Annotated in this window: 20 protein-coding genes and 1 pseudogene; 16 read left to right on the top strand and 5 right to left on the bottom strand. The window is 31.9% G+C overall.

The genetic code is table 11. The annotated features are described in order from the left end of the window. Nucleotides 1–209 precede the first annotated feature (209 nt). Nucleotides 210–935 (bottom strand): ZIP family metal transporter, encoded by a 726-nt coding sequence (locus tag ACH6EI_RS15740; RefSeq protein WP_098999920.1) that lies wholly within the window; start codon nucleotides 933–935, stop codon nucleotides 210–212. Between the two features lie 185 nt (nucleotides 936–1120). Here ACH6EI_RS15740 and ACH6EI_RS15735 point away from each other — a divergent pair, with 185 nt between their 5' ends. Next, nucleotides 1121–1564 carry a hypothetical protein gene (locus ACH6EI_RS15735; protein WP_098999919.1) on the top strand — a complete coding sequence of 148 codons (444 nt, stop codon included), beginning with the start codon at nucleotides 1121–1123 and terminating at the stop codon, nucleotides 1562–1564. Nucleotides 1565–1872: 308 nt separating this feature from the next. On the opposite strand, the pseudogene ACH6EI_RS15730 reads toward ACH6EI_RS15735, so the two are convergent. Continuing rightward, nucleotides 1873–2286: pseudogene (locus tag ACH6EI_RS15730) on the bottom strand (DinB family protein); the annotation flags it as partial. 170 nt (nucleotides 2287–2456) lie between these two features. On the opposite strand from ACH6EI_RS15730, the gene ACH6EI_RS15725 reads away from it, so the two are divergent. From ACH6EI_RS15725 to ACH6EI_RS15690, 8 genes are all read left to right on the top strand, one after another. Beyond that, nucleotides 2457–2714: a SunI/YnzG family protein gene (locus ACH6EI_RS15725; RefSeq protein WP_028413788.1), complete on the top strand. Its 258-nt coding sequence runs from the start codon at nucleotides 2457–2459 to the stop codon at nucleotides 2712–2714. Nucleotides 2715–3547: 833 nt separating this feature from the next. Next, nucleotides 3548–4153 (top strand): type II CAAX endopeptidase family protein, encoded by a 606-nt coding sequence (locus ACH6EI_RS15720; RefSeq protein ID WP_189643454.1) that lies wholly within the window; start codon nucleotides 3548–3550, stop codon nucleotides 4151–4153. A gap of 216 nt (nucleotides 4154–4369) precedes the next feature. Continuing rightward, the gene (locus ACH6EI_RS15715) at nucleotides 4370–5029 is read left to right on the top strand and encodes a DUF3885 domain-containing protein (RefSeq protein ID WP_098999917.1); all 660 of its coding nucleotides are present in this window, start codon (nucleotides 4370–4372) and stop codon (nucleotides 5027–5029) included. A gap of 202 nt (nucleotides 5030–5231) precedes the next feature. Beyond that, nucleotides 5232–5666 (top strand): hypothetical protein, encoded by a 435-nt coding sequence (locus ACH6EI_RS15710; protein WP_028413785.1) that lies wholly within the window; start codon nucleotides 5232–5234, stop codon nucleotides 5664–5666. A 791-nt stretch (nucleotides 5667–6457) separates the two neighbouring features. After that, entirely contained in the window at nucleotides 6458–7033 is a 576-nt protein-coding gene (locus ACH6EI_RS15705; protein WP_081356431.1) for an MEDS domain-containing protein, read from the top strand. 328 nt (nucleotides 7034–7361) lie between these two features. Then, entirely contained in the window at nucleotides 7362–7841 is a 480-nt protein-coding gene (locus ACH6EI_RS15700; RefSeq protein WP_098999915.1) for a hypothetical protein, read from the top strand. A gap of 296 nt (nucleotides 7842–8137) precedes the next feature. Beyond that, nucleotides 8138–8410: a GlsB/YeaQ/YmgE family stress response membrane protein gene (locus tag ACH6EI_RS15695; RefSeq protein WP_028408939.1), complete on the top strand. Its 273-nt coding sequence runs from the start codon at nucleotides 8138–8140 to the stop codon at nucleotides 8408–8410. Between the two features lie 33 nt (nucleotides 8411–8443). After that, nucleotides 8444–8569 (top strand): hypothetical protein, encoded by a 126-nt coding sequence (locus ACH6EI_RS15690; RefSeq protein ID WP_255219823.1) that lies wholly within the window; start codon nucleotides 8444–8446, stop codon nucleotides 8567–8569. A gap of 313 nt (nucleotides 8570–8882) precedes the next feature. Here the strand turns inward: ACH6EI_RS15690 and ACH6EI_RS15685 are convergent, their stop codons facing one another. Continuing rightward, complete coding sequence (locus tag ACH6EI_RS15685) at nucleotides 8883–9068, bottom strand: DUF8096 family protein (protein WP_108674593.1); 186 nt, start codon at nucleotides 9066–9068, stop codon at nucleotides 8883–8885. A gap of 950 nt (nucleotides 9069–10018) precedes the next feature. On the opposite strand from ACH6EI_RS15685, the gene ACH6EI_RS15680 reads away from it, so the two are divergent. The 6 genes from ACH6EI_RS15680 (at nucleotide 10019) to ACH6EI_RS15655 (ending at nucleotide 16789) form a co-directional block, all read left to right on the top strand. Next, entirely contained in the window at nucleotides 10019–11290 is a 1272-nt protein-coding gene (locus ACH6EI_RS15680) for a cation:dicarboxylate symporter family transporter (RefSeq protein WP_028413781.1), read from the top strand. A 37-nt stretch (nucleotides 11291–11327) separates the two neighbouring features. After that, nucleotides 11328–12770, top strand: a complete 1443-nt coding sequence (gene aspA, locus ACH6EI_RS15675) for an aspartate ammonia-lyase (protein ID WP_397377596.1) — start codon at nucleotides 11328–11330, stop codon at nucleotides 12768–12770. A gap of 510 nt (nucleotides 12771–13280) precedes the next feature. Beyond that, a complete protein-coding gene (locus ACH6EI_RS15670) occupies nucleotides 13281–13451 on the top strand; it encodes a hypothetical protein (protein ID WP_176551740.1) in 171 nt (56 codons plus the stop codon). A gap of 578 nt (nucleotides 13452–14029) precedes the next feature. Beyond that, nucleotides 14030–14605, top strand: a complete 576-nt coding sequence (locus tag ACH6EI_RS15665; protein ID WP_098999912.1) for a TetR/AcrR family transcriptional regulator — start codon at nucleotides 14030–14032, stop codon at nucleotides 14603–14605. Nucleotides 14606–14673: 68 nt separating this feature from the next. After that, entirely contained in the window at nucleotides 14674–15423 is a 750-nt protein-coding gene (locus tag ACH6EI_RS15660) for an SDR family NAD(P)-dependent oxidoreductase (RefSeq protein ID WP_028413778.1), read from the top strand. A 352-nt stretch (nucleotides 15424–15775) separates the two neighbouring features. Then, on the top strand, nucleotides 15776–16789 hold the full coding sequence (locus ACH6EI_RS15655; RefSeq protein WP_098999910.1) for an NADP-dependent oxidoreductase: 1014 nt from the start codon (nucleotides 15776–15778) through the stop codon (nucleotides 16787–16789). A gap of 743 nt (nucleotides 16790–17532) precedes the next feature. Here the strand turns inward: ACH6EI_RS15655 and ACH6EI_RS15650 are convergent. Beyond that, the gene (locus ACH6EI_RS15650; protein ID WP_098999908.1) at nucleotides 17533–17832 is read right to left on the bottom strand and encodes a hypothetical protein; all 300 of its coding nucleotides are present in this window, start codon (nucleotides 17830–17832) and stop codon (nucleotides 17533–17535) included. 135 nt (nucleotides 17833–17967) lie between these two features. Further along, nucleotides 17968–18444 (bottom strand): VanZ family protein, encoded by a 477-nt coding sequence (locus ACH6EI_RS15645; RefSeq protein WP_192907018.1) that lies wholly within the window; start codon nucleotides 18442–18444, stop codon nucleotides 17968–17970. Between the two features lie 325 nt (nucleotides 18445–18769). Here ACH6EI_RS15645 and ACH6EI_RS15640 point away from each other — a divergent pair, with 325 nt between their 5' ends. Next, nucleotides 18770–19381, top strand: coding sequence for a hypothetical protein (locus ACH6EI_RS15640; protein WP_098999905.1), 612 nt, complete (start codon nucleotides 18770–18772; stop codon nucleotides 19379–19381). Nucleotides 19382–19466: the final 85 nt, after the last annotated feature.

Genomic DNA, 19466 nt, shown 5'->3' with positions numbered 1-19466 from the left:
AATTTGACCATCTGTTTTAGTATTTTCAACTTCATCAAAAATCATTTATGTCATTCAAAAGCTGTTTCCAAATCAATTTCATACTTCTTTTTAACAAATCAGAAAAAAATTGGATCACGACTTTTGAATTTCTTATGTAATATGATTAATCTTATAAGAATAAAAAAGAGACCTTATAAATTAAGATCTCTAAAATTTTCTATATAAGTTTAATGACTATGAAATAGTGAAAGGGAATAGTGATAAATATAAATAATTAGTACTCCTAGCGATATTAATAGCCATACATGTAGGTTTCTGAAGTGATTAATAGCCTTTCCTATTATTTCATGAAAAATAACAAAAGATAGGGTACCAATTGCTCCTCCAGTCGATAAGGCTTGTATTTTAAGCGAGGAAGCTTGTACACTTTCTCCAAGTAATAAACTCCCTCCCAAAGATAGTGATAGAAGGACTATAATGAATAAAAAGAAGACGTTAGGTATTTTTGCTATGGAGAGAACGGTCATTAGGGCCATCCCCTCTGGAATTTGGTGTAAGAGGGTAGCTACAAATACGGAAGCTGACTGATGTAGATCTGTTATCCCAAAGGTAATACCTGTGATAATATTATGAAAGAAGATTGCAGCCGTTAATAAAATAAGTGACTGCAAAGGTGAAATTGCACTATTTGTTTTATGCAAAAAGAGGTCAATGCATAGCATAACGATATATCCTGCTACGATGCCTAATAGAACGCCTGTTAAATCATACAGATGCCATGTGGAAGGAAGGATATCAAAAAATAACAACCCTAATAAGATTCCTCCACATATCGCATACATAAACTGAATTCTACCTCGTGACAGGTGACTAACTAATTTAAGAAGTCCTCCACCTACTAATAAACCCATTAAAGAACCTAAAGTAAATAAGGTATTTATTTCTATATGCATAATTGCTACTTCCTTTCGGCTATATGTTTTTTTACAACTAACCTATTCAAAGGAAGGGCAATCATACCTATGTTTTATAAATGGTTAAAAAAATAAAAGTACATGATATTAACTTTGGAGTGATTTTTAGGTGAATCACTAATAAAAACGGACATACTAACGTTATCTAAAGAAGAGGTGTTACTATGGAATCTCCTTTTGAAATGATAACAGATGTGGATAAGGTGGAAAATGCTTATTATATAGAAGTGAAGCCAGGTGAGTACAATGCAAAGTATTGGAATAAAGAATCGGTCTATTTTGCTGATGAAGCTTTTGCTTATTTCTACACCACGATTTGTAAGTATGTGCCACAGTATCAACCTACCCAAGTGACGGAAATCAAAGCAGAAACATGGCTGAGGATCAGTAATCAGCTGCAAGAACTCGCGTATTTTTTGAGCACCAACCCGCCTATGCTTAAACTAAAGAAATGGATTGATTTTAGCAAAGTAGAGGAAACGTACAAACAGTTTGATCATCACAAAAACAAGTACATTCGTGAGTTGATTAACATGATTAACGAATTTACAGTGTGGATAACAAAGGTATGTCAAACACAATCGTACATCACTATTTTGGGCACTTAATGGGCATCGACATTGCTTATTGTAATCTACAAGCTATGCAGAAAGTGAAAGAATTGCTCAAAACGAATATGGCATATTGGATGGAAACCTGAAAAAGAAAACGTGTTAGGTTTCTAGGGACTGGATAATGTCAAATTAATTGGAACTTTTTTATCGACAGCAAGACACTTTATAATATCTTCAAGTGGTGTATAGTAAAAATTTCACATATGTCTCAGAGTTGAGATTCTAACGAAACAGTTAGAATCTGAAATGCTGATTATGTTAATTGGGTTTGTATATGTGGTATACATAAGCGCTTAACTTGTTTAATCCCAGACTTTAGGACGATCAACTCCCATTGTTCTTAAATACTGTAAGAGTTGTCCTGCGTGTACGAACTCATGATAACCTATACGCAATAACATATCACCTAAAGAACGAATATAGCCTACATCTGAACGATCTATTTGAATACATGTTAAATCCTCATCTGAAAAGGTACTTATCATCTCTAGAAATTGTTGATGGTATATGTCTGCAAATTCCAATTCACTTTTTACACAAATCAATGGTTTTTTTTCAAAAGGAGAGTCAAATTCTTTTAAGATACCCCTATTTTTAATAGCTAGATGATAATAGTATTCTGACTCTAAGACATGTCGAACCATCTCTATGCATGTCATAGCTTCTTTATCTGGCTTCCAATCCAATTCAGTTTGAGGAATTGCTTCCCCCTTTTTATCTTCTTAGATAATTTTACTAAATTAAAAAGAGAAACATCTAATTATTTCAAATATTTATGGTTCTTATAATAGGTTTTATGTTAATTAACTCGGCATATTGTATTCATTAATTTATCTTCTCTTATAGTGTGTTAAAATGTAATTATAAGGAAAAAGGGGATGTTTATATGTTTACAGTGGGAATTGACGTTAAGAAAACAGAAAAAGAATTAATCATAAAATGGCAACTTGCTAAATTTAATATTGCACTAGAAGATATTATTGAGATTACGGAAGACGATACGTATGGAGGTAAAGAAGTTGATGCAATCCGTATAGGTCCTCCATATGGAACAACTGATCGAATATTCATTAAAACTAAGAAGCAAAATTACATACTTTTCACTACAAACAGGGCGACAATCATAAACAGAATAAACTCATAATCGATAGTTTTTATGTATAAATAATGGCCATATCTAATCACAGATGTGGTCATTAATATTTAGCTTCACTACCAATAAAGTTCATTATATTAATTACAAATCAAATATCTTATGTATTTTTATTTTTATTTACTTTTAAATACTTTGTAAAGTAAGCAGCGAGTAATAGTAACATCATATTAACAACCCAACTTATTGTACCGTTATAATTTAGCCACATCGATAAAAAACAATTAATGGATATGATATAAAAACATAAACTGGAGAGAAGTTCTTTAGGTTGAAAACCTACCTTTTTTATTCTAGCTCTTAAAATGAAAAAGTAGAGCACAGTTGTTAGTACTAAAAGCGGTATTACTACATGTAACAAATAAAATACACTCCTATTTCTTTATTAATCCTTTAAAGGATCATTTTACCATATGGTTGAATCTGCGCCAATAACGTGGTTTATAAAAACTAGAGGTATAAAAAAGTTTAAATAGAACTTAAAAACAAAAGAACCTACCTTTTGGGAGAGGGAGGAGCTTCTTTTTCTCATTAAATAGGAACCCTAGACAGTTGTCTCAGTGTTAACACCTGTCTTCTGTTAATATTCAATACAAAAATGGTTACAGTATTAATTGTTTACAATTAGAAAATAAAACATAATTTATTCTAATTACTAAAAATCACAATGTTATAATAAAATGGGTTTGAAAATATTTAACAACTAAGAGGTGATAAACATGATATTTCTTACTCTGTTTTTACTATTAATTATTGTAGGGTATCCAGTATGGGACTATTTTTATTTAAAGAAAATAAAAAGTAATCAACTAAACAAATGGAGAATGTACGGGGAAATTGTTATTACTCAATGGATATTGGTCATCATATTTCTAGTCTATTGGTTTTTGACTAAACACACGTTTAACAACTTATTTTCTATTAAAAAACCTTTATTTTCTTTAGATAAAGATTTTTTACTGTCTGCGGGAGTGGGGGCAGGAATTAGTATTATAATGATTGTTTTTATGATTTCCTTTTCCAAAAATGCTAGAGAGAAAATTTCCGAAGGATTAAGTGATGAGAGTATTCAATTCCTGTTGCCATCAAACTTCAAGGAAAGGCTGTTTTTTCTTTTGATAGCAGTTACAGCAGGAGTTTGCGAAGAGATTATTTTTCGTGGCGCAATGTTTCATTATTTCGACCACCTCCTTTTTCATTTATCTACCGTTGCAATTGGAATTATTTCAAGTCTGTTATTTGGAATTGTTCACCTCTACCAAGGCTGGAAAGGGGTACTATTCACTTCCTATTTAGGTGGCATTATGTTTTTTCTTCTTGTGGGGACAGGCTCTTTGTGGGTTCCTATCGCACTACATTTCATTATTGATTCGAAGTTTGTCTTTTTGCCTAATAAAAAGAGCCCTTCAAGTGTAATTAAAGAAAATTAAATCACTATTATCAAGAGATACTTGAATAAACTATTATTCAGGTGTTTTTTTTATTACTATTCATTTCTACCTTTAAATTGAGTATTGAAGTTTCATAAAATTTCCTTTTTAATGTGTTCTGAGAACAGAATTTATAAAGAGAGCTTTTTATATCGTATATAAAGAATTCACTTAGAAAAATGTTAAAATAAAATCAAAAACCACGGAGAAAAATATATGAACCATGATATTCTACACTCATTTTTAGAAAAACATTTTGAAAGACTAATATTAGGCCCTTCTCTATTTTATTTATGGAAAAATAGCATTCGTTTTGAAATATCGGATCCTTTGATACCTTATTATAAGAAGGAACATTTAGAGCAAGCATTTTATCGTTCAATCCGATTATTTGAAGCAGTATTTGAAGAAGAAGATGAGATTCTTCTTGTTACGGATGTACACTCCATAAAAAAAGATATCTTCCTCCAAAAAAGACCTTTAAACGTATATTTAAAATACATAAAAAATAAGGAAAAGCTATATCAATTAAGTCATCACCCTTTACCTAGTGTATTTGATGAGGCAGATGATCAATCTGTCACTCATCGATTTGCACTTTCTTGTAAGAAACCAGAACTAAAATATGTACAACTCTTAAAAGCTATTTGTTATGAAGACTTTGATCATCCATCTAGCATACTTAAAAACAACCCACAAAGTGGTTATGATATTTATTTTGTTAATCTTTCTAAAGAAATCATTTTTCATTTGTATGATGATCGAGGTTGTGATGTATTAGCCTCTAATAAAGAATCTATAAAGTTTCTTTATGAAGAATATAATCATTGGATTTTAGATTATGACCGGAAAGAAATAGATCTTTTATTTAAATAAAAACGTTATTAAATGCAGAGTCATTGAACGAAAGGTTACTATATATGCGTAAAAAAGGATCTGTTCTAATAAAAAATGACAACCAACTAAACCATGCAGAATTAGCACAAATAGCATATTGGAAACCAATTACTGTAGGGGAAGTTCTTTATAACTACTGGGATTAAATTTTCACTAAGAAGAAAAGAATGGAGATATAACGATGGATTCAAGAAAAGCTATGTTGATGGAAATGCAGAAACTTATACATGAATATTCGCAAATGGGTAACCAACTAACTAATATTAATAAAGAACTCGTTTGGCAGGAACTAAACTTAACAGATGAAGAAGCCCTAAGTTTAAGTAGCGAAAATTTATCGCCAGCATCAATAAAAGCAATTGAAAAGATAGTTAAGGATAATATGATGGGCTTATTTCATGATTTTATGTGTTTAGTAGATGGCGTTTCAGATCCGAATGACATTGAAATTGATAACGATGGAGTCTGGCTAGGTCTTCAAATAAAACCAAAGCACTTATTACCTGAACAAGAATTGGAAGATGAACATAGTGAATTAATGCTACATGACGAGGTTTATGATAGTTATTGGGACTGGAAAGACCAATTCGGGGAAAATGATGATAAAAACGGATAATACGTTACTTAAACATCTACTCATCACCACTTCTGTTATGACCCTTATGATGTTTTTAACGATTGTTCTCCTCCCCGAGATATGGCATCTATCTAAAAATTATATGATCGCGATAGGGATTTATTGGGCAATCGTAAAGTGCAAAACGAGAGTAATTTTAATTTCGCAGATTTTTGCTGTTATTTTTAGTATTCCCCTTATGGAATTATTCTTTTGATTTTCAAGCTGAGAGGAACTGTCTGTTTTTGAGATATAGAAGATAAAAAGAACCCTTTGCTACTATAAGCAAAGGGTTTTCAAATTTATTGGGATAGGGGGAATACGTTATTAGTCTGACCAGATTTTTAGATTCATATACATATAGCTTTAAAAATAAATATTGTGATTAAATCTCCGAGTGTAAAATAACCTCATCTTCGTTCTATTATTAGTTAAGTAAACATTAAAGTATTTTAGTTATTATTAAAGTTTTATTGTTTACACTTAGTGACGACAAATATGAACTTTTTCTACAATGTGTGTAATAGTTAACGATATTTTTAATAAAATACGTTAGATGTTACTTCTATAGAAAAGGGTTCGCAGGAAGAAGAGTTTTTTACTTTATGCATATTTTTATACATCGTTGATTTAACAAGGTTTCTCTTTGAGACAGAGCTTAGAAAAGTGTATAAAAAGCGCACCTTCTGTATGTGGTTTTATTTATTTGTTTGAAAATTCAATAAGTTACCACTATATTTTGTTTACATAATCCTAGTATAATGAGAGAGCGAGAAGAAAGAAGGGATTATGTGTTGAAAAGTAAAATGAATCAGTTGTTTGCAGAACAAAAGAGTATTCATATACTGTATTCCTACGACCAGCAAGAAAATTATATACGACAAGTTGTAAGTTATATCCAAGAGGGGATTTTTGCTGGAGATTGCATTCTTCTTATTGAAAATGACCGTTTTTATCCTTTTATTCATGACCATTTGAAAATACTATTGACTACAGATCAAATGAAAATGATACATCGTATAAACAACTTTGATTTCTATTATTCAAGTGGTAGTTATCATCCTCCTGCCATTCTTAATTATTTTAATAAGAGCGTTCAGCCCTACTTAGAAAATAGAATTTCTTTCAGATCATGGGCACATGTAGAATGGAGCACAATGGAAGATCCTTTACATCTAATCGAAGATTTTGAAAAAATAGTGGATAGCGCGGTGAATAAACTCTCATTCCCATTAATTTGTGCATACAAAGGAGAGAGGATGCCAGAGTATCTCAAAACTATTCTGATGGAAACACATCCTTATGTTCTTATTGAGGGTGATTTAATTACTTCTAAACAATATCGGCCATTAACTGAATTGGAATAAAGATAAAAAACGCTTAAGCAATCATACTAAGCGTTTTTTATTTTTAAAGAAATCAATGGCTCCTTTTCATCCATTCAGTTTATTTACCACTATAAGCTCTTTCCTCGTATTCTTATGTCTCTTCAGGTTAGTTTTTCTATTTCGAGGTAGCTCTTTTTATTGTAAAGAAAGTCCGGTTTAATTATTTAGTTAACCTAATGGAAATCATAAATACAAAGAATAGAAAAGCATCATTCTCTTATACAGCCCTCATAAAAATACCGGTTTTGATAGGCGAAAATGTGGAATATCAAATGTAAGATTATTTTAAGAGGAAAGGGAGACAGGTATGTTTGGATGGAGTGATATGCCGAAACTATTATTTTCTTTTTTGATTGTCATTCCACTTGTGTCTGTTATTCACCAACTGGGGCACTCACTTATGGCTATCATTCTAGGAGGAAAGGTCGATTTTACCATTGGACAAGGGGGAACGATTTTTAGGTGGAAGAAAATTAAAATAAAATCTATTTATTTTTTGCACTCCTTTTGTATTTACGAAAAATTAAAGTATGATAACCGTTTTACTCATGCTTGTGTTTATGCTGGAGGTACCGTAGCTAATGTAGCGTCTATCCTTCTTGTGTATGGTTTAATTATGTTGGGTGTTCTCTCAAAGAATCTCTTTTCTTACCAATTTGTTTATTTCTCTATTTATTATATTGTTTTCTCGCTCTTACCCTTTGAATATTCAGAAACGAGTTTAAGTGATGGGCGAGCTATCTATGATGCATTAAGATATGGAAAGATAACGTGTAATCCGGATTAACAAAGGAAAGAAAAATGGCTAATTAAAACTGGACGTCCACAATGCGTATTAACGCGGCAACGGTACTGAAATAGATACTGATTAGTAATCAAGTCGTAATTCTTTAGATACTATGATGTAGCTACTGCAGTAAATTTACCTGTCTACTCAAAAAACAACAAGGAGCTCTTACTGCAGTAAGTAAGGCGTAGATGGTTATATACAAGAAAAACTCTGATCAGGAAAAAAATAACAAGATTAATGAGTTTTAGTGAGGGGTAAAGTTAACTAAATAATTTAAAAGGAGGGAAGTAGTAATGGAGATTCTATGGATGCTAATTGTAGGTGGAATTATCGGGTGGCTCGCCGGTTTAATTACGGGACGCGACGTTCCTGGAGGTATTATTGGTAATATTATCGCTGGCTTTATTGGTTCTTGGTTGGGCGGCCTTATCTTGGGAAGTTGGGGGCCAGTCATTGGCGGTTTTGCAATTATCCCAGCAATTATTGGATCAATCATTTTAGTATTAATTGTAAGCTTTCTTTTAAGAAAAATGGGTCAAAAAAAGAATCATGGTCATCATGTATAAAAATTGAAAAAACTTAAATTGGAGTGATTAAAAATGAGAGAAGAAAATAATTCTATGCTATATGATTTTGTTGAAGGTAATCAATTTGAACTAGATTCTTATCTTACTTATTTATTCGATCAAATTAATAATGATAGCGAAATTCTGTCAGAAGATTAATGAGATTACAGATATTTTATTATAAAGAAACAGACAAAAAAACAATAAATCAAAATATAGTATAAGCGACCTTAGTAACTTTGTTTACAGTATATAGGGTCGCTTATTATTATGGAAAATATTTAAAAATAAAGTGCAGATATGCTTCATCACTGCAGTAGGTCAGGCGTAAACGGCCCTAGAATCTGCGCTTTTTTATAGGTTAGGGATTAGCTTCCTCACTTAAACTGAAGTATCTATTACTCAACCTTATTAAACATAAACAAAAGGCCCCTTTAAATTCTGAAGGGCCTGGTTATTATATATTTACATTTTATATACTCTTTCTCATGCCACATTCTCTACATTCATGTAAGAAAACGCCACCTTTTACGGAGCTTTTGAAGTAAGCTGAGTTACAGTGATCGCAACGGCCACTAACCTTATTCGGAAATTCCACATAGTCATACACTTTATCAAAATCGATTTCTTGCTCTTTTATTTCTTCCAGGTTGATCATTCTTTTCTATTTGACTTTTATTAGACTAACACAATTAGGTCTATATAAAAGGTGTATGTTAAAATTACTTTGTTTTTTCCATAACAGTTCGTCGTTATTAAAATATTATTTACTTCTATGAGACCTGTCTAAATAAAATGTACGCGAAATGAATAATAATTTTCTTGATTTATCTGTCGTATATAAATATAATGTAACTGAAGTACGCAAAAAGAGAACATGAAATTAAAAATATACTTTTCGTTATTATCATTTTTTTGATTCCATTCATTACCTATATACAAGAAACGCATGTTTATTATAATGAGATTACAGTATGAAGAGGCTGAAGGAGATACCCCAACTTAATGCTGTAGTTTAGTTAATTAAGTTACACTTGAAATAAATCCTAAATTCCTTTAGCTTTCAGAGAAGATATATGTAGTTACTACGATTGAAATTTTTGAAAGCGATATCATTTAATTTGAAGAAAAACATTTTAAGAGATTTAATTATTTTAACAAGTTATAGAGATATCTAATGTTATGATTTCCTTATCTCTAAATAAAAGAAGAAGATATTTCTTTATCTGAAATGAAGGGATAATAGATTAAGGTACTCTTGTCTAACATTCATATAAATCTAGTAACAGTCACTTCTAGGTTTATATGAATGTTAGACAATAAACAGGATTTCAAAAGGTTAAAAGGATAATAGAAAATCTCTTTATAAATGATACTATATGCTCAGGTATATAAGGTGAGCCGAAAAAGTGTATTTTACATTAAAGATTTTGAAAACGCTTTACTGAAGGGGGGAGTTAATTTCAAATTATATGATTACCATTTATTTTAAAGATTATTTACACATTGGACTTATTTTTAATTATTGTCTTTTTTTATAGACGCTAGCCTAAGCATAGGCTCTCTTTAAGTGTTTTAATGAACTGTAAATTGAAAGGGGTTACAACTATGAAGAAATTAGGATTGGCTACACAAATATTTATTGGACTTGCGTTCGGGATTGCTATAGGTGCTCTTTTTTATGGAAATCATGCAGTGATGGCCATTCTTCAACCTTTAGGAGATATTTTTCTTCACCTAATTAAAATGATTGTTATTCCTATCGTTGTATCTGCACTCATCGTATCTATAGCTGGTGTAGGTGATATTAAAAAGTTAGGAAGACTAGGTGGAAAAACCATTCTTTATTTTGAAATTGTTACTACCATTGCATTAGCAGTGGGCTTATTGGCCGCAAATTTGTTCCATCCAGGTACTGGTATAGATATGGGGAACCTTGAGAAAGGTGATATATCCAAATATGAAGAAACATCTAAAACAACTGAAAGTGCAGGTGTAGCAGCTCAAATTGTTCATATCATCCCAACTAATATATTCCAATCATTGACTGAAGGAAATTTATTAGCGATTATCTTTTTCTCAGTCTTATTTGGTCTAGGAGTTGCAGCAATTGGAGAAAAAGGCAAACCAGTTTTAAATTTTTTTGAAGGCGTACTAGAATCCATGTTTTGGATGACAAACTTAGTTATGAAATTTGCTCCATTTGGCGTATTTGCTTTAATTGGTTTGAATGTGGCGAAGTTTGGAATTGGTTCATTAATCCCTTTAGGAAAGTTAGTACTCGTTATATATCTGACCATGATTTTCTTTGTTTTTGTAGTATTAGGTATTATTGCAAAAATGGCTGGAACTAATGTTTTAGTGCTTATAAAAATCTTAAAAGATGAGTTAATTTTAGCGTTTACAACCGCAAGCTCTGAAGCAGTATTGCCAAGGTTAATGACTAAAATGGAGAACTTTGGTTGTCCGAAAGCTGTCACATCATTTGTTATTCCGACAGGATATACCTTTAACCTTGATGGATCATCCATTTACCAAGCCATTGCTGCCCTTTTCATTGCACAAATGTATGGGATTCATTTATCTTTCATAGAACAAATTACACTTTTACTTGTATTAATGTTGACTTCTAAGGGAATGGCAGGAGTTGCAGGAGCTTCATTTGTTGTTGTATTAACAACACTAGGATCAATGGGATTACCTCTAGAAGGTATGGCATTCATTGCTGGTATTGATCGTATTTTAGATATGCTTCGTACATCTGTCAACGTAGTAGGTAACGCATTAGCTGCTATTGTGATGTCTAAGTGGGAAGGCGGATTCGATAAAGAAAAAGCAAAGCATTATACAGATTCTATTAGAAAATCGGACGTAGCATAAAAAAATTTCTTTTTATGTAAAGAAGGAGATCAATGTTATGAAAAATATAGAAATACCAGAAAAACAAAATGTAAGAATTGAAAAAGATTTCCTAGGAACAAAAGAAGTTCCTACTTATGCTTACTATGGGATTCAAACTTTACGTGCAGTTGAAAACTTCCCAATAACAGGATATCAGATTCACCCAGAGCTTATTAAAGCATTAGGAATCGTAAAAAAGGCTGCTGCTCTTGCTAACATGGAAACCAAAAGGTTATATGATGGATTGGGTAACGCAATTATTGAAGCAGCAGAAGAGGTTATCGAAGGGAAAAGAAACAATCAATTTATTGTTGATCCAATACAGGGTGGTGCGGGGACCTCAATGAATATGAATGCAAATGAGGTTATTGCAAATAGAGCTTTAGAGTTACTTGGTCACGAGAAAGGTTCTTATTCCGATTTAAGCCCTAATAGTCATGTAAACATGTCACAATCAACAAACGACGTATTCCCAACTGCTATCCATATTGCAACGCTTAATCTGTTAAATAAGTTACTAAAAACAATGAATTATATGCACAGTGTATTTCAGAAAAAGGCAGAACAATTTGATTCTATTATAAAGATGGGACGTACTCACCTACAGGATGCGGTTCCAATCCGTCTTGGTCAAGAATTTGAATCATATAGTCGTGTTCTTGAGCGCGATATGAAACGTATTAAGCAATCTTATGGACATTTATATGAGGTTAATATGGGAGCAACTGCAGTTGGAACGGGTTTAAATGCAGATCCACGTTATATCGAAAATGTTGTAAGATATCTAGCAAATATTAGTGGTTTACCACTTAAGAAGGCCAATCATCTTGTAGACGCGACTCAAAATACAGACGCTTATACAGAAGTCTCCGCTAGCTTAAAAGTGTGCATGATTAATATGTCTAAAATTGCGAATGATATCCGATTAATGGCATCTGGTCCTCGTGCAGGATTAGCTGAACTTATATTACCAGCTCGTCAACCTGGTTCATCTATTATGCCTGGAAAGGTCAATCCTGTCATGCCTGAAATGATTAATCAAGTAGCTTTTCAAGTTATAGGTAATGATCATACAATTTGCTTGGCATCGGAAGCAGGTCAACTTGAACTAAATGTGATGAAGCCTGTTCTTGTGTTTAACTTGCTTCAGTCAATCAGTATTATGAATAACGCATTCCACGTCTTCACAGACCATTGTCTAAGAGACATTGAAGCAAATGAGGGACGTTTAAAAGAGTATGTAGAAAAAAGTGTAGGGATTATTACAGCCGTAAATCCACATATAGGATATGAAGTAGCAGCACGAATTGCTAGAGAGGCTATTTTAAATGGAAAGTCGGTACGAGAACTATGTTTGCAATATGACGTATTGACTGAGGAGGAGCTTGAGTTAATTTTAAATCCCTATGAAATGACGAATCCAGGTATATCTGGCAGCTCTCTTTTTGACAGAAATTAATTTTTAACAGCTTGCTCCATATTAAGTTTATCGTATAAGCCACCTACTTGGGATATCCCTAGGTGGCTTATTTTCGGTATAAACGTCTAAAAATACCACATGCCATTCAAACCAGGCTATTTTTTATAGTCTAAATACCACCTAAACGCTTTTCTTCATGCTACACTCTCGACATTCACGTAGAAAAATGCACTATTTGTCGCCACTAACTATAAATAGTGAAACCTTAAAAATACATAAAATACTTTAATATTTACTTACCTAACTATAAAACGTAGATAAAGTTATTTTGTAAAAACAGAATTGTTCACAACATTTATTTTTAAAGTTATATGTATATGAATCTACAAATCTGGGCAAACTACTAACGTATTCCCCCCTATTCCAATAAATTTGAAAATCCTTTGCTTGTATAGCAAAGGATTATTTTTGGAAAATTTTACTTTTGTTGATTGTTAATCTGAATAAAAGGGAACTACATATATTAATAGCACACAAAGGAGATATGCATTGGAAACAAATTACGGGTACTATACTGGATCTCTGTTCGTGAGGGAATTAGAACGTTTAAAAGAAGAATATATTCAACTTGATCTCGACGATATGAAAGTAATGATGAGGGAAGACATTTTACTTCTAGAAAAAGCAATGGATATGTTGTGTAAGAATAAAGTGTATTAAATTGAGCAAACTACTCGAGAAGTCTTTTAGGACTCCACTTACAACCTAATATTTATCAGTAGAAAAAGCCATCTTCCCCAAAGATGGCTTTTTCGCCTTTTAGTTAACATAAAACCAATTTCCGGAACAAACAAAAAAAAGGTTAACCATTAAATGATTAACCTTCTTTTTAGCATAGAGAGTTTTTGTTATTGTTTATATCTTGAAACAATCGTAAAGAAATATACAGTTAGATTTGAGTTTGCCTCTAAAGAAGCATTTATAGATGATTTTATAGGGTGAGCTTGCTTCAAAACTTCGTTACTTTTTCTTGTTCTACTAAAGAATTCTGATTAATTAGGAAAATAATGGTCTTAAATTTCGATTAAAAATTCTTTACTGAACGTTCTCAAATTGATATACTAAGTACAAGTTAGATCTAACAGTATCTTATCAAAATAAGAATGATCATTCTTAAATTACCTGAAGATTTTATTGAGGGGGAATGAATAGTATAAAATTGTTGCACTCTAAGTGCATAAAATACTTCTAAATCCTTTCTCAGACATGCGAGATAATACGTTCTAAGGTGGGAGTACATGGCTAGAAATAAAGAATTTGATGAAAAAGAAGCATTAAGGAAAGCAATGGAGCTTTTCTGGCAACAGGGGTATGAAAAAACATCCATGCAAGATTTGGTGAACTATATGGGCGTTCACCGTAGAAGTATTTATGATACATTCGGTGACAAACATACTTTATTTATTCGAGCCCTGAGTCACTATGTAGAAGTAATGGATGTAAGATTTAAAAGTAACATAACACCAGATTTAACGGTTAAGCAGGCTATACGAAAATTATTTGAAATGGTTATTTATCCAGCCGATAAACAGCCAAAAGGGTGTTTAACAGTCAACACAGCAGTTGAATTATCGTTACTTGATCAAGAAGTAGCTGAAAAAATTACAGAGACGTTTATAAAGACCGAAACCTTATTATTTGATTTACTGAAACATGGTCAAGAACAAGGAGAGATTCCTGAGCACTATGATATTAAAGCGCTCTCTAAATTTATTCATAATTCCCTTGTAGGAATACGAGTATTAGCAAAAACAACAAATGATAAAAAAGAATTAGAAACCATTATTGATATGAATTTGTCAGTACTAGGATGAATTATATCTTGTTGTTTAAATAAATGAATTAACACCAATCTAAATATATTTTTAAGGAGAGAAAGAATATGAAGTACACAGTTATTACAGGAGCAAGTTCAGGTATAGGATATGAAACAGCATTAGAATTTGCTGCTCGTGGAAAAAACTTAATTATTGTAGCTAGAAGATTAGAGAGATTAGAAGGGCTCAAATCAGTCATTCATAATATAAATCCTGATTTAGATGTTATTATTCATACAAGTGACCTATCGATAACAGATCAGGCGTACGCACTGTATAACAGTTTAAAGCAGTATCAAATTGAGACGTGGATTAATAATGCCGGTCTTGGTGAATCTTCTTCTGTGACAGATCAGAATTTAGAAAAAGTAGAATCCATGTTACGTCTTAACATAGAGTCATTGGCAATCCTTTCTACGCTATTCGTGCGAGATTATTCTCATGTAGAGGGAACTCAATTAATTAACGTATCCTCCGCACTGGGATATGCAACTTATATTGGTGGTATCACCTATTCTGCATCTAAATATTTTGTTAGTGCATTTACAGAAGGGCTTGCAAAAGAACTAGAGCTTAAAGGTGCAAAAATGAAGGCCAAAGTTTTAGCACCAGCAGTGACAGAAACAGAATTTGAGAAAACTTCACAGGATGTAGAAGAATTCGATTATAAAAACTTTATGCCGATGTATCACACAGCTAAGCAAATGGCTGGTTTTATGATGGAACTTTATGACAATGATAAAGTTGTAGGTATTGTAGATGAAAGCTACAATTTCAATTTAAGAGATCAAATCTATCCAATACTAGGCGCTTAATGTATCAACAAAGGTTTTAAATCTATATATAACTGAAAAACGAACATAACTCATTAGGGTGATAAACATAGTTTACAGTATCAATTCAAAAAATTTAACTATTTAAGAATGAACGTTCTAAAATAAAACAACAGTATTAGATGGATAAAAAGGTAATTTTGTAAGTGTTTAAGGTTTAGGTGGTGGGTTGATCCTACAATAAGGTTTCCTCCACCTAAACGATTGGAATAATATAAGTTTTTTATAAAAAGAATTATATTGAGGAGAAAAAATGAAGTAGACAGTGAAAATAATAAAAATAAGATAAAAAAACTAATAAAAGCAACTCAATGGAAGGGTGCTAAAGAAAAGAATGAAAACACTCATGAAAGCAGCTCAGATCACCAAATATTCAAAAGATATTCAGGCCCAAGTCAATGGTATTCCAATCCCAGAAATCAATGACAACGAAGTCTTGGTAAAAGTTAAAGCTGCGGCGGTCAATCCACTCGAAATGTTGATTATGACAGGTAGTGTAAAACTGATTCAGGACTATGAATTCCCCTTAACGCTTGGTAATGAATTGACAGGAGTTATAGAAAAGGTTGGAAAAAACGTGAAAGAATTTCAGGTAGGAGATGACATCTATACACGTCTCCCATTAAAAAAAATTGGTGCTTTTGCGGAATATGCCGCAATTGATGCTACCGCCATTGCACTAATGCCAAAAAACTTATCTTATGTGGAAGCTGCTGCAGCACCACTGGCTGGACTAACAGCTTATCAAGGTCTACACGAAGAACTCGAGGCACATCCTGGTAAATCTGTTTTTATTCCAGGTGGATCGGGTAGCTTTGGTCAAATGGCTGTCCCAATCGCAAAAGAAATAGGTCTGAATGTTATTGTTAGTGGCAACTCAGAAGCGCGCGAACGCACGTTGGAAATGGGTGCAGATCAATATTTGGTTTATGCAACAGAAAACTACGTTGACTCGTTGTCGAATGTGGATTATGTGATCGATACACTGGGTCCTAAAGAATTTGACAATGAATTGAGTATCATCAAACCTGGGGGAAGATTGCTCTCTCTCCGTACAGGTCCAAATAAGCGTTTCGGAAAAAAAGGAAATTTTCCATTTTGGAAACAAAAGCTGTTTTCCGTTGCTGGTGCAAAGTATGACTACAAAGCCAAGAGACACGACGTGGAATATCATTTTATGTTTGTTCGTTCTGACGGCGCACAACTAAAAAAAATCACCAAAATCATTGAGGAACACAACATTGTTCCACCAATTCATCCAACACTATTTCCCATAGACAACGTAAATGAGGCGCTAGAACTAGTTGCAAGTGGACGACCGAAAGGAAAAGTAATTATTAATTTTTAGGAGAACATGAGGAGATCAGTCCAAATAAAAACTAACCTAAAAAGAAGAAGGTCATGTCCATAATTTATCTGTTATAAAAACAAACAATAGATCAAGTATTAATTAAAAGTAATGTATTAAAAAATACTATATATTTTGTAACAGTATTAACTATTACTCTTGTTGATATAATGTTATAATTTACTTTCATTTACAAGAGTAATAGTTAACGTACTTTATTAAAAATAGTTATATCTATTACACACCTTGTAGAAAAACTCCATATTTGTCGTCATTTAGAGTAAATGATAAAACTTTAATTTTAATAACATACTTTATACATTTACATCTATGTATATAATACGTTGATTTTGTATTAATAGTTAAAATTATCTTATAAAAACATAGCAATAATAAATATTTTATGAACTTTCTGTTACGTTGTTGTAAATAAACCAATTTCTTAAAAGGAAAGTAAGTAATAGGCTGGTTATGGTAAAAAGTAAAATAACCAATTTGTCGTCACTAACTGTAAATAGTAAAACCTTAATAATAAATGAAGTGATTTAATATTTACTTAACAAATAATAAAACGTAAACAAGGTTATTTACTCTAAATATAGTGAAAGACAACATTTTTTAAAAGGTATATGTATATGAATCTATAAATCTGGCCAGACTAAGAGTGTATTCCCCCTATTCCGATAAATTTGAAAACCCTTTGCCTATATGAGCAAAGGGTTCTTTTTTTATGTAAATATTTATCAAGGCGCAAACCCTTGAAAACTGACTGCAAGATAGATACCAAACGAAAGAGCACATAAGGAAACAAAATGTAATGTTAAAAAAGGGATTTTCTGTTTACCTTTGATAAAGAAGGAATAAATAAACCCGAGTATTGTAACTAAAGTTAAAATAGGCACAATAATCCTAATCACAGTACCAAAAATATTTGCTGTAACAACTGATAAAAGAAACAATCCAATTATAACTACATATAAAGTTATCGAAATGACTAAAGAGGCTATTGATACCTTTAAAGCATTTTTAAAGAATTTCTCCATCTAATTTCCTCCTATTTTTAGCAACGCATATTCATTATAATATACAGGCTAAAAGGAAATAAATACCTTTTCTTGAAGTGCATTATATTTCTAGTTACCATAACGTTATTTATCGGCACGAAAAAAGGCAACTATCTATATAGTCGCCTTTTTTTGCTTTACTGGCTTGCGTATTAAATATTGACTTATCAAAAGAACCACATAACCTATAACTGTGCCAAACGTGTTAAGTAGAACATCATCAATATCCGAGCTACGTCCTATAAAATATTGAATGAATTCAATTAAGCATGTAACAAATAACCCTAAGATCATTACCCTTCTAAAGGAATGATACTTTCTCCAAATAAGGGATACAAAAAAACCTAAAGGTAAAAATAACATAACATTTGCAGTTAGATTTAAAAGAGATACGCTATTCCATTCGTCAACATTTGTATTCGTTTGAAAGAAGTATTCGTAAAGGGTATGAAAAGGTATGATATTTACATGAGAAAGCTCATTTGTAAAATAAATATCAAAAAAAGGCTCTCCAGTATCTGTAACAATACCCGCATTCCAATTTGGAACAATGGTTTGAGATGCCAAACCAACAAGATATAATGCAAACAAACCTAAAATAAGTTCCTTTTTGAAAGATGTTATCTTTCTTTTCTTCTTTAAAAAGATAAAACGAAACCCTACATAAAAGGGTAATGCAGCTAAGATATACCTAAGCATATCTTCTACATATAAAGTGATTAAACCCATTAAAACTATTTCAACACCAATCTATTCAAAAATGATAAGACCACATTATACCATTAAATGAAATAATAAGTAATAATTCTCTACTAAATGAAAAGCTAGTCAACATAATGTAGCTTATAGGAACTTATTTACATATCGATTATAATTATACTTAAAATACACTTTAAGTATTGAAGGAGAATATATAATGGATATTGAAGTAGGGTTTCTTTCCAAAAGCTACATAGGTGATATTCCCTCATGGGGTGGTTTGTTTCCCTTCGGAATAGATGGCGATGCACCTTACATTGTAGAGTATGAAGGTCATGATGTAGACATAGAAACCTTTATTAATAACTGGATGAAAGAGTTAAACAGTTTTCCGATATATGCACTTTTTACATATATAAGCTACGATGCAGAAGAAATAGGTGATGTATTTTCATCTGCTAATATTGAATATGTAAAACTAAAAGTAGACAGAGAGACTTTTATTAAAGCTAAAATTGAAGATTATACACAATTTAAAGTCGTTATGCCTTTTTTATATAGCCAAGGAAGTATGAATTGCTTTGCTGCTTGGTCTCTTTCGGAAGATTTATTTAGCTTTGGAAAACGGGATATGAAAACCTTATTTGGGAGAAAAAAGGTTCAAATGCCTATTGTTACATTACGAAAAGATTGCACAGTGTTTTGGATTTTTTACGATGGTGCATCTGTTGTTTCCCTATCTAATGACGATTTATTTTCTTCAACTAATTCAATTATTAGCTCCTTTCCCCAAAATATTAAAGGGGCTGAGGTGGAATATGAAGATTGATTCTTATATCTTATAAGCTTTACAAATCTAATTACCATAATCCATATTACCGGAACAAATAAAGAAGTCCCCTTATTAAAAGGGA

It is taken from the genome of Priestia sp. JSM ZJ58 (assembly GCF_044383985.1).
Taxonomy (GTDB): domain Bacteria; phylum Bacillota; class Bacilli; order Bacillales; family Bacillaceae_H; genus Priestia; species Priestia zanthoxyli.
This window is presented reverse-complemented; position numbering and strand designations above follow the sequence as displayed.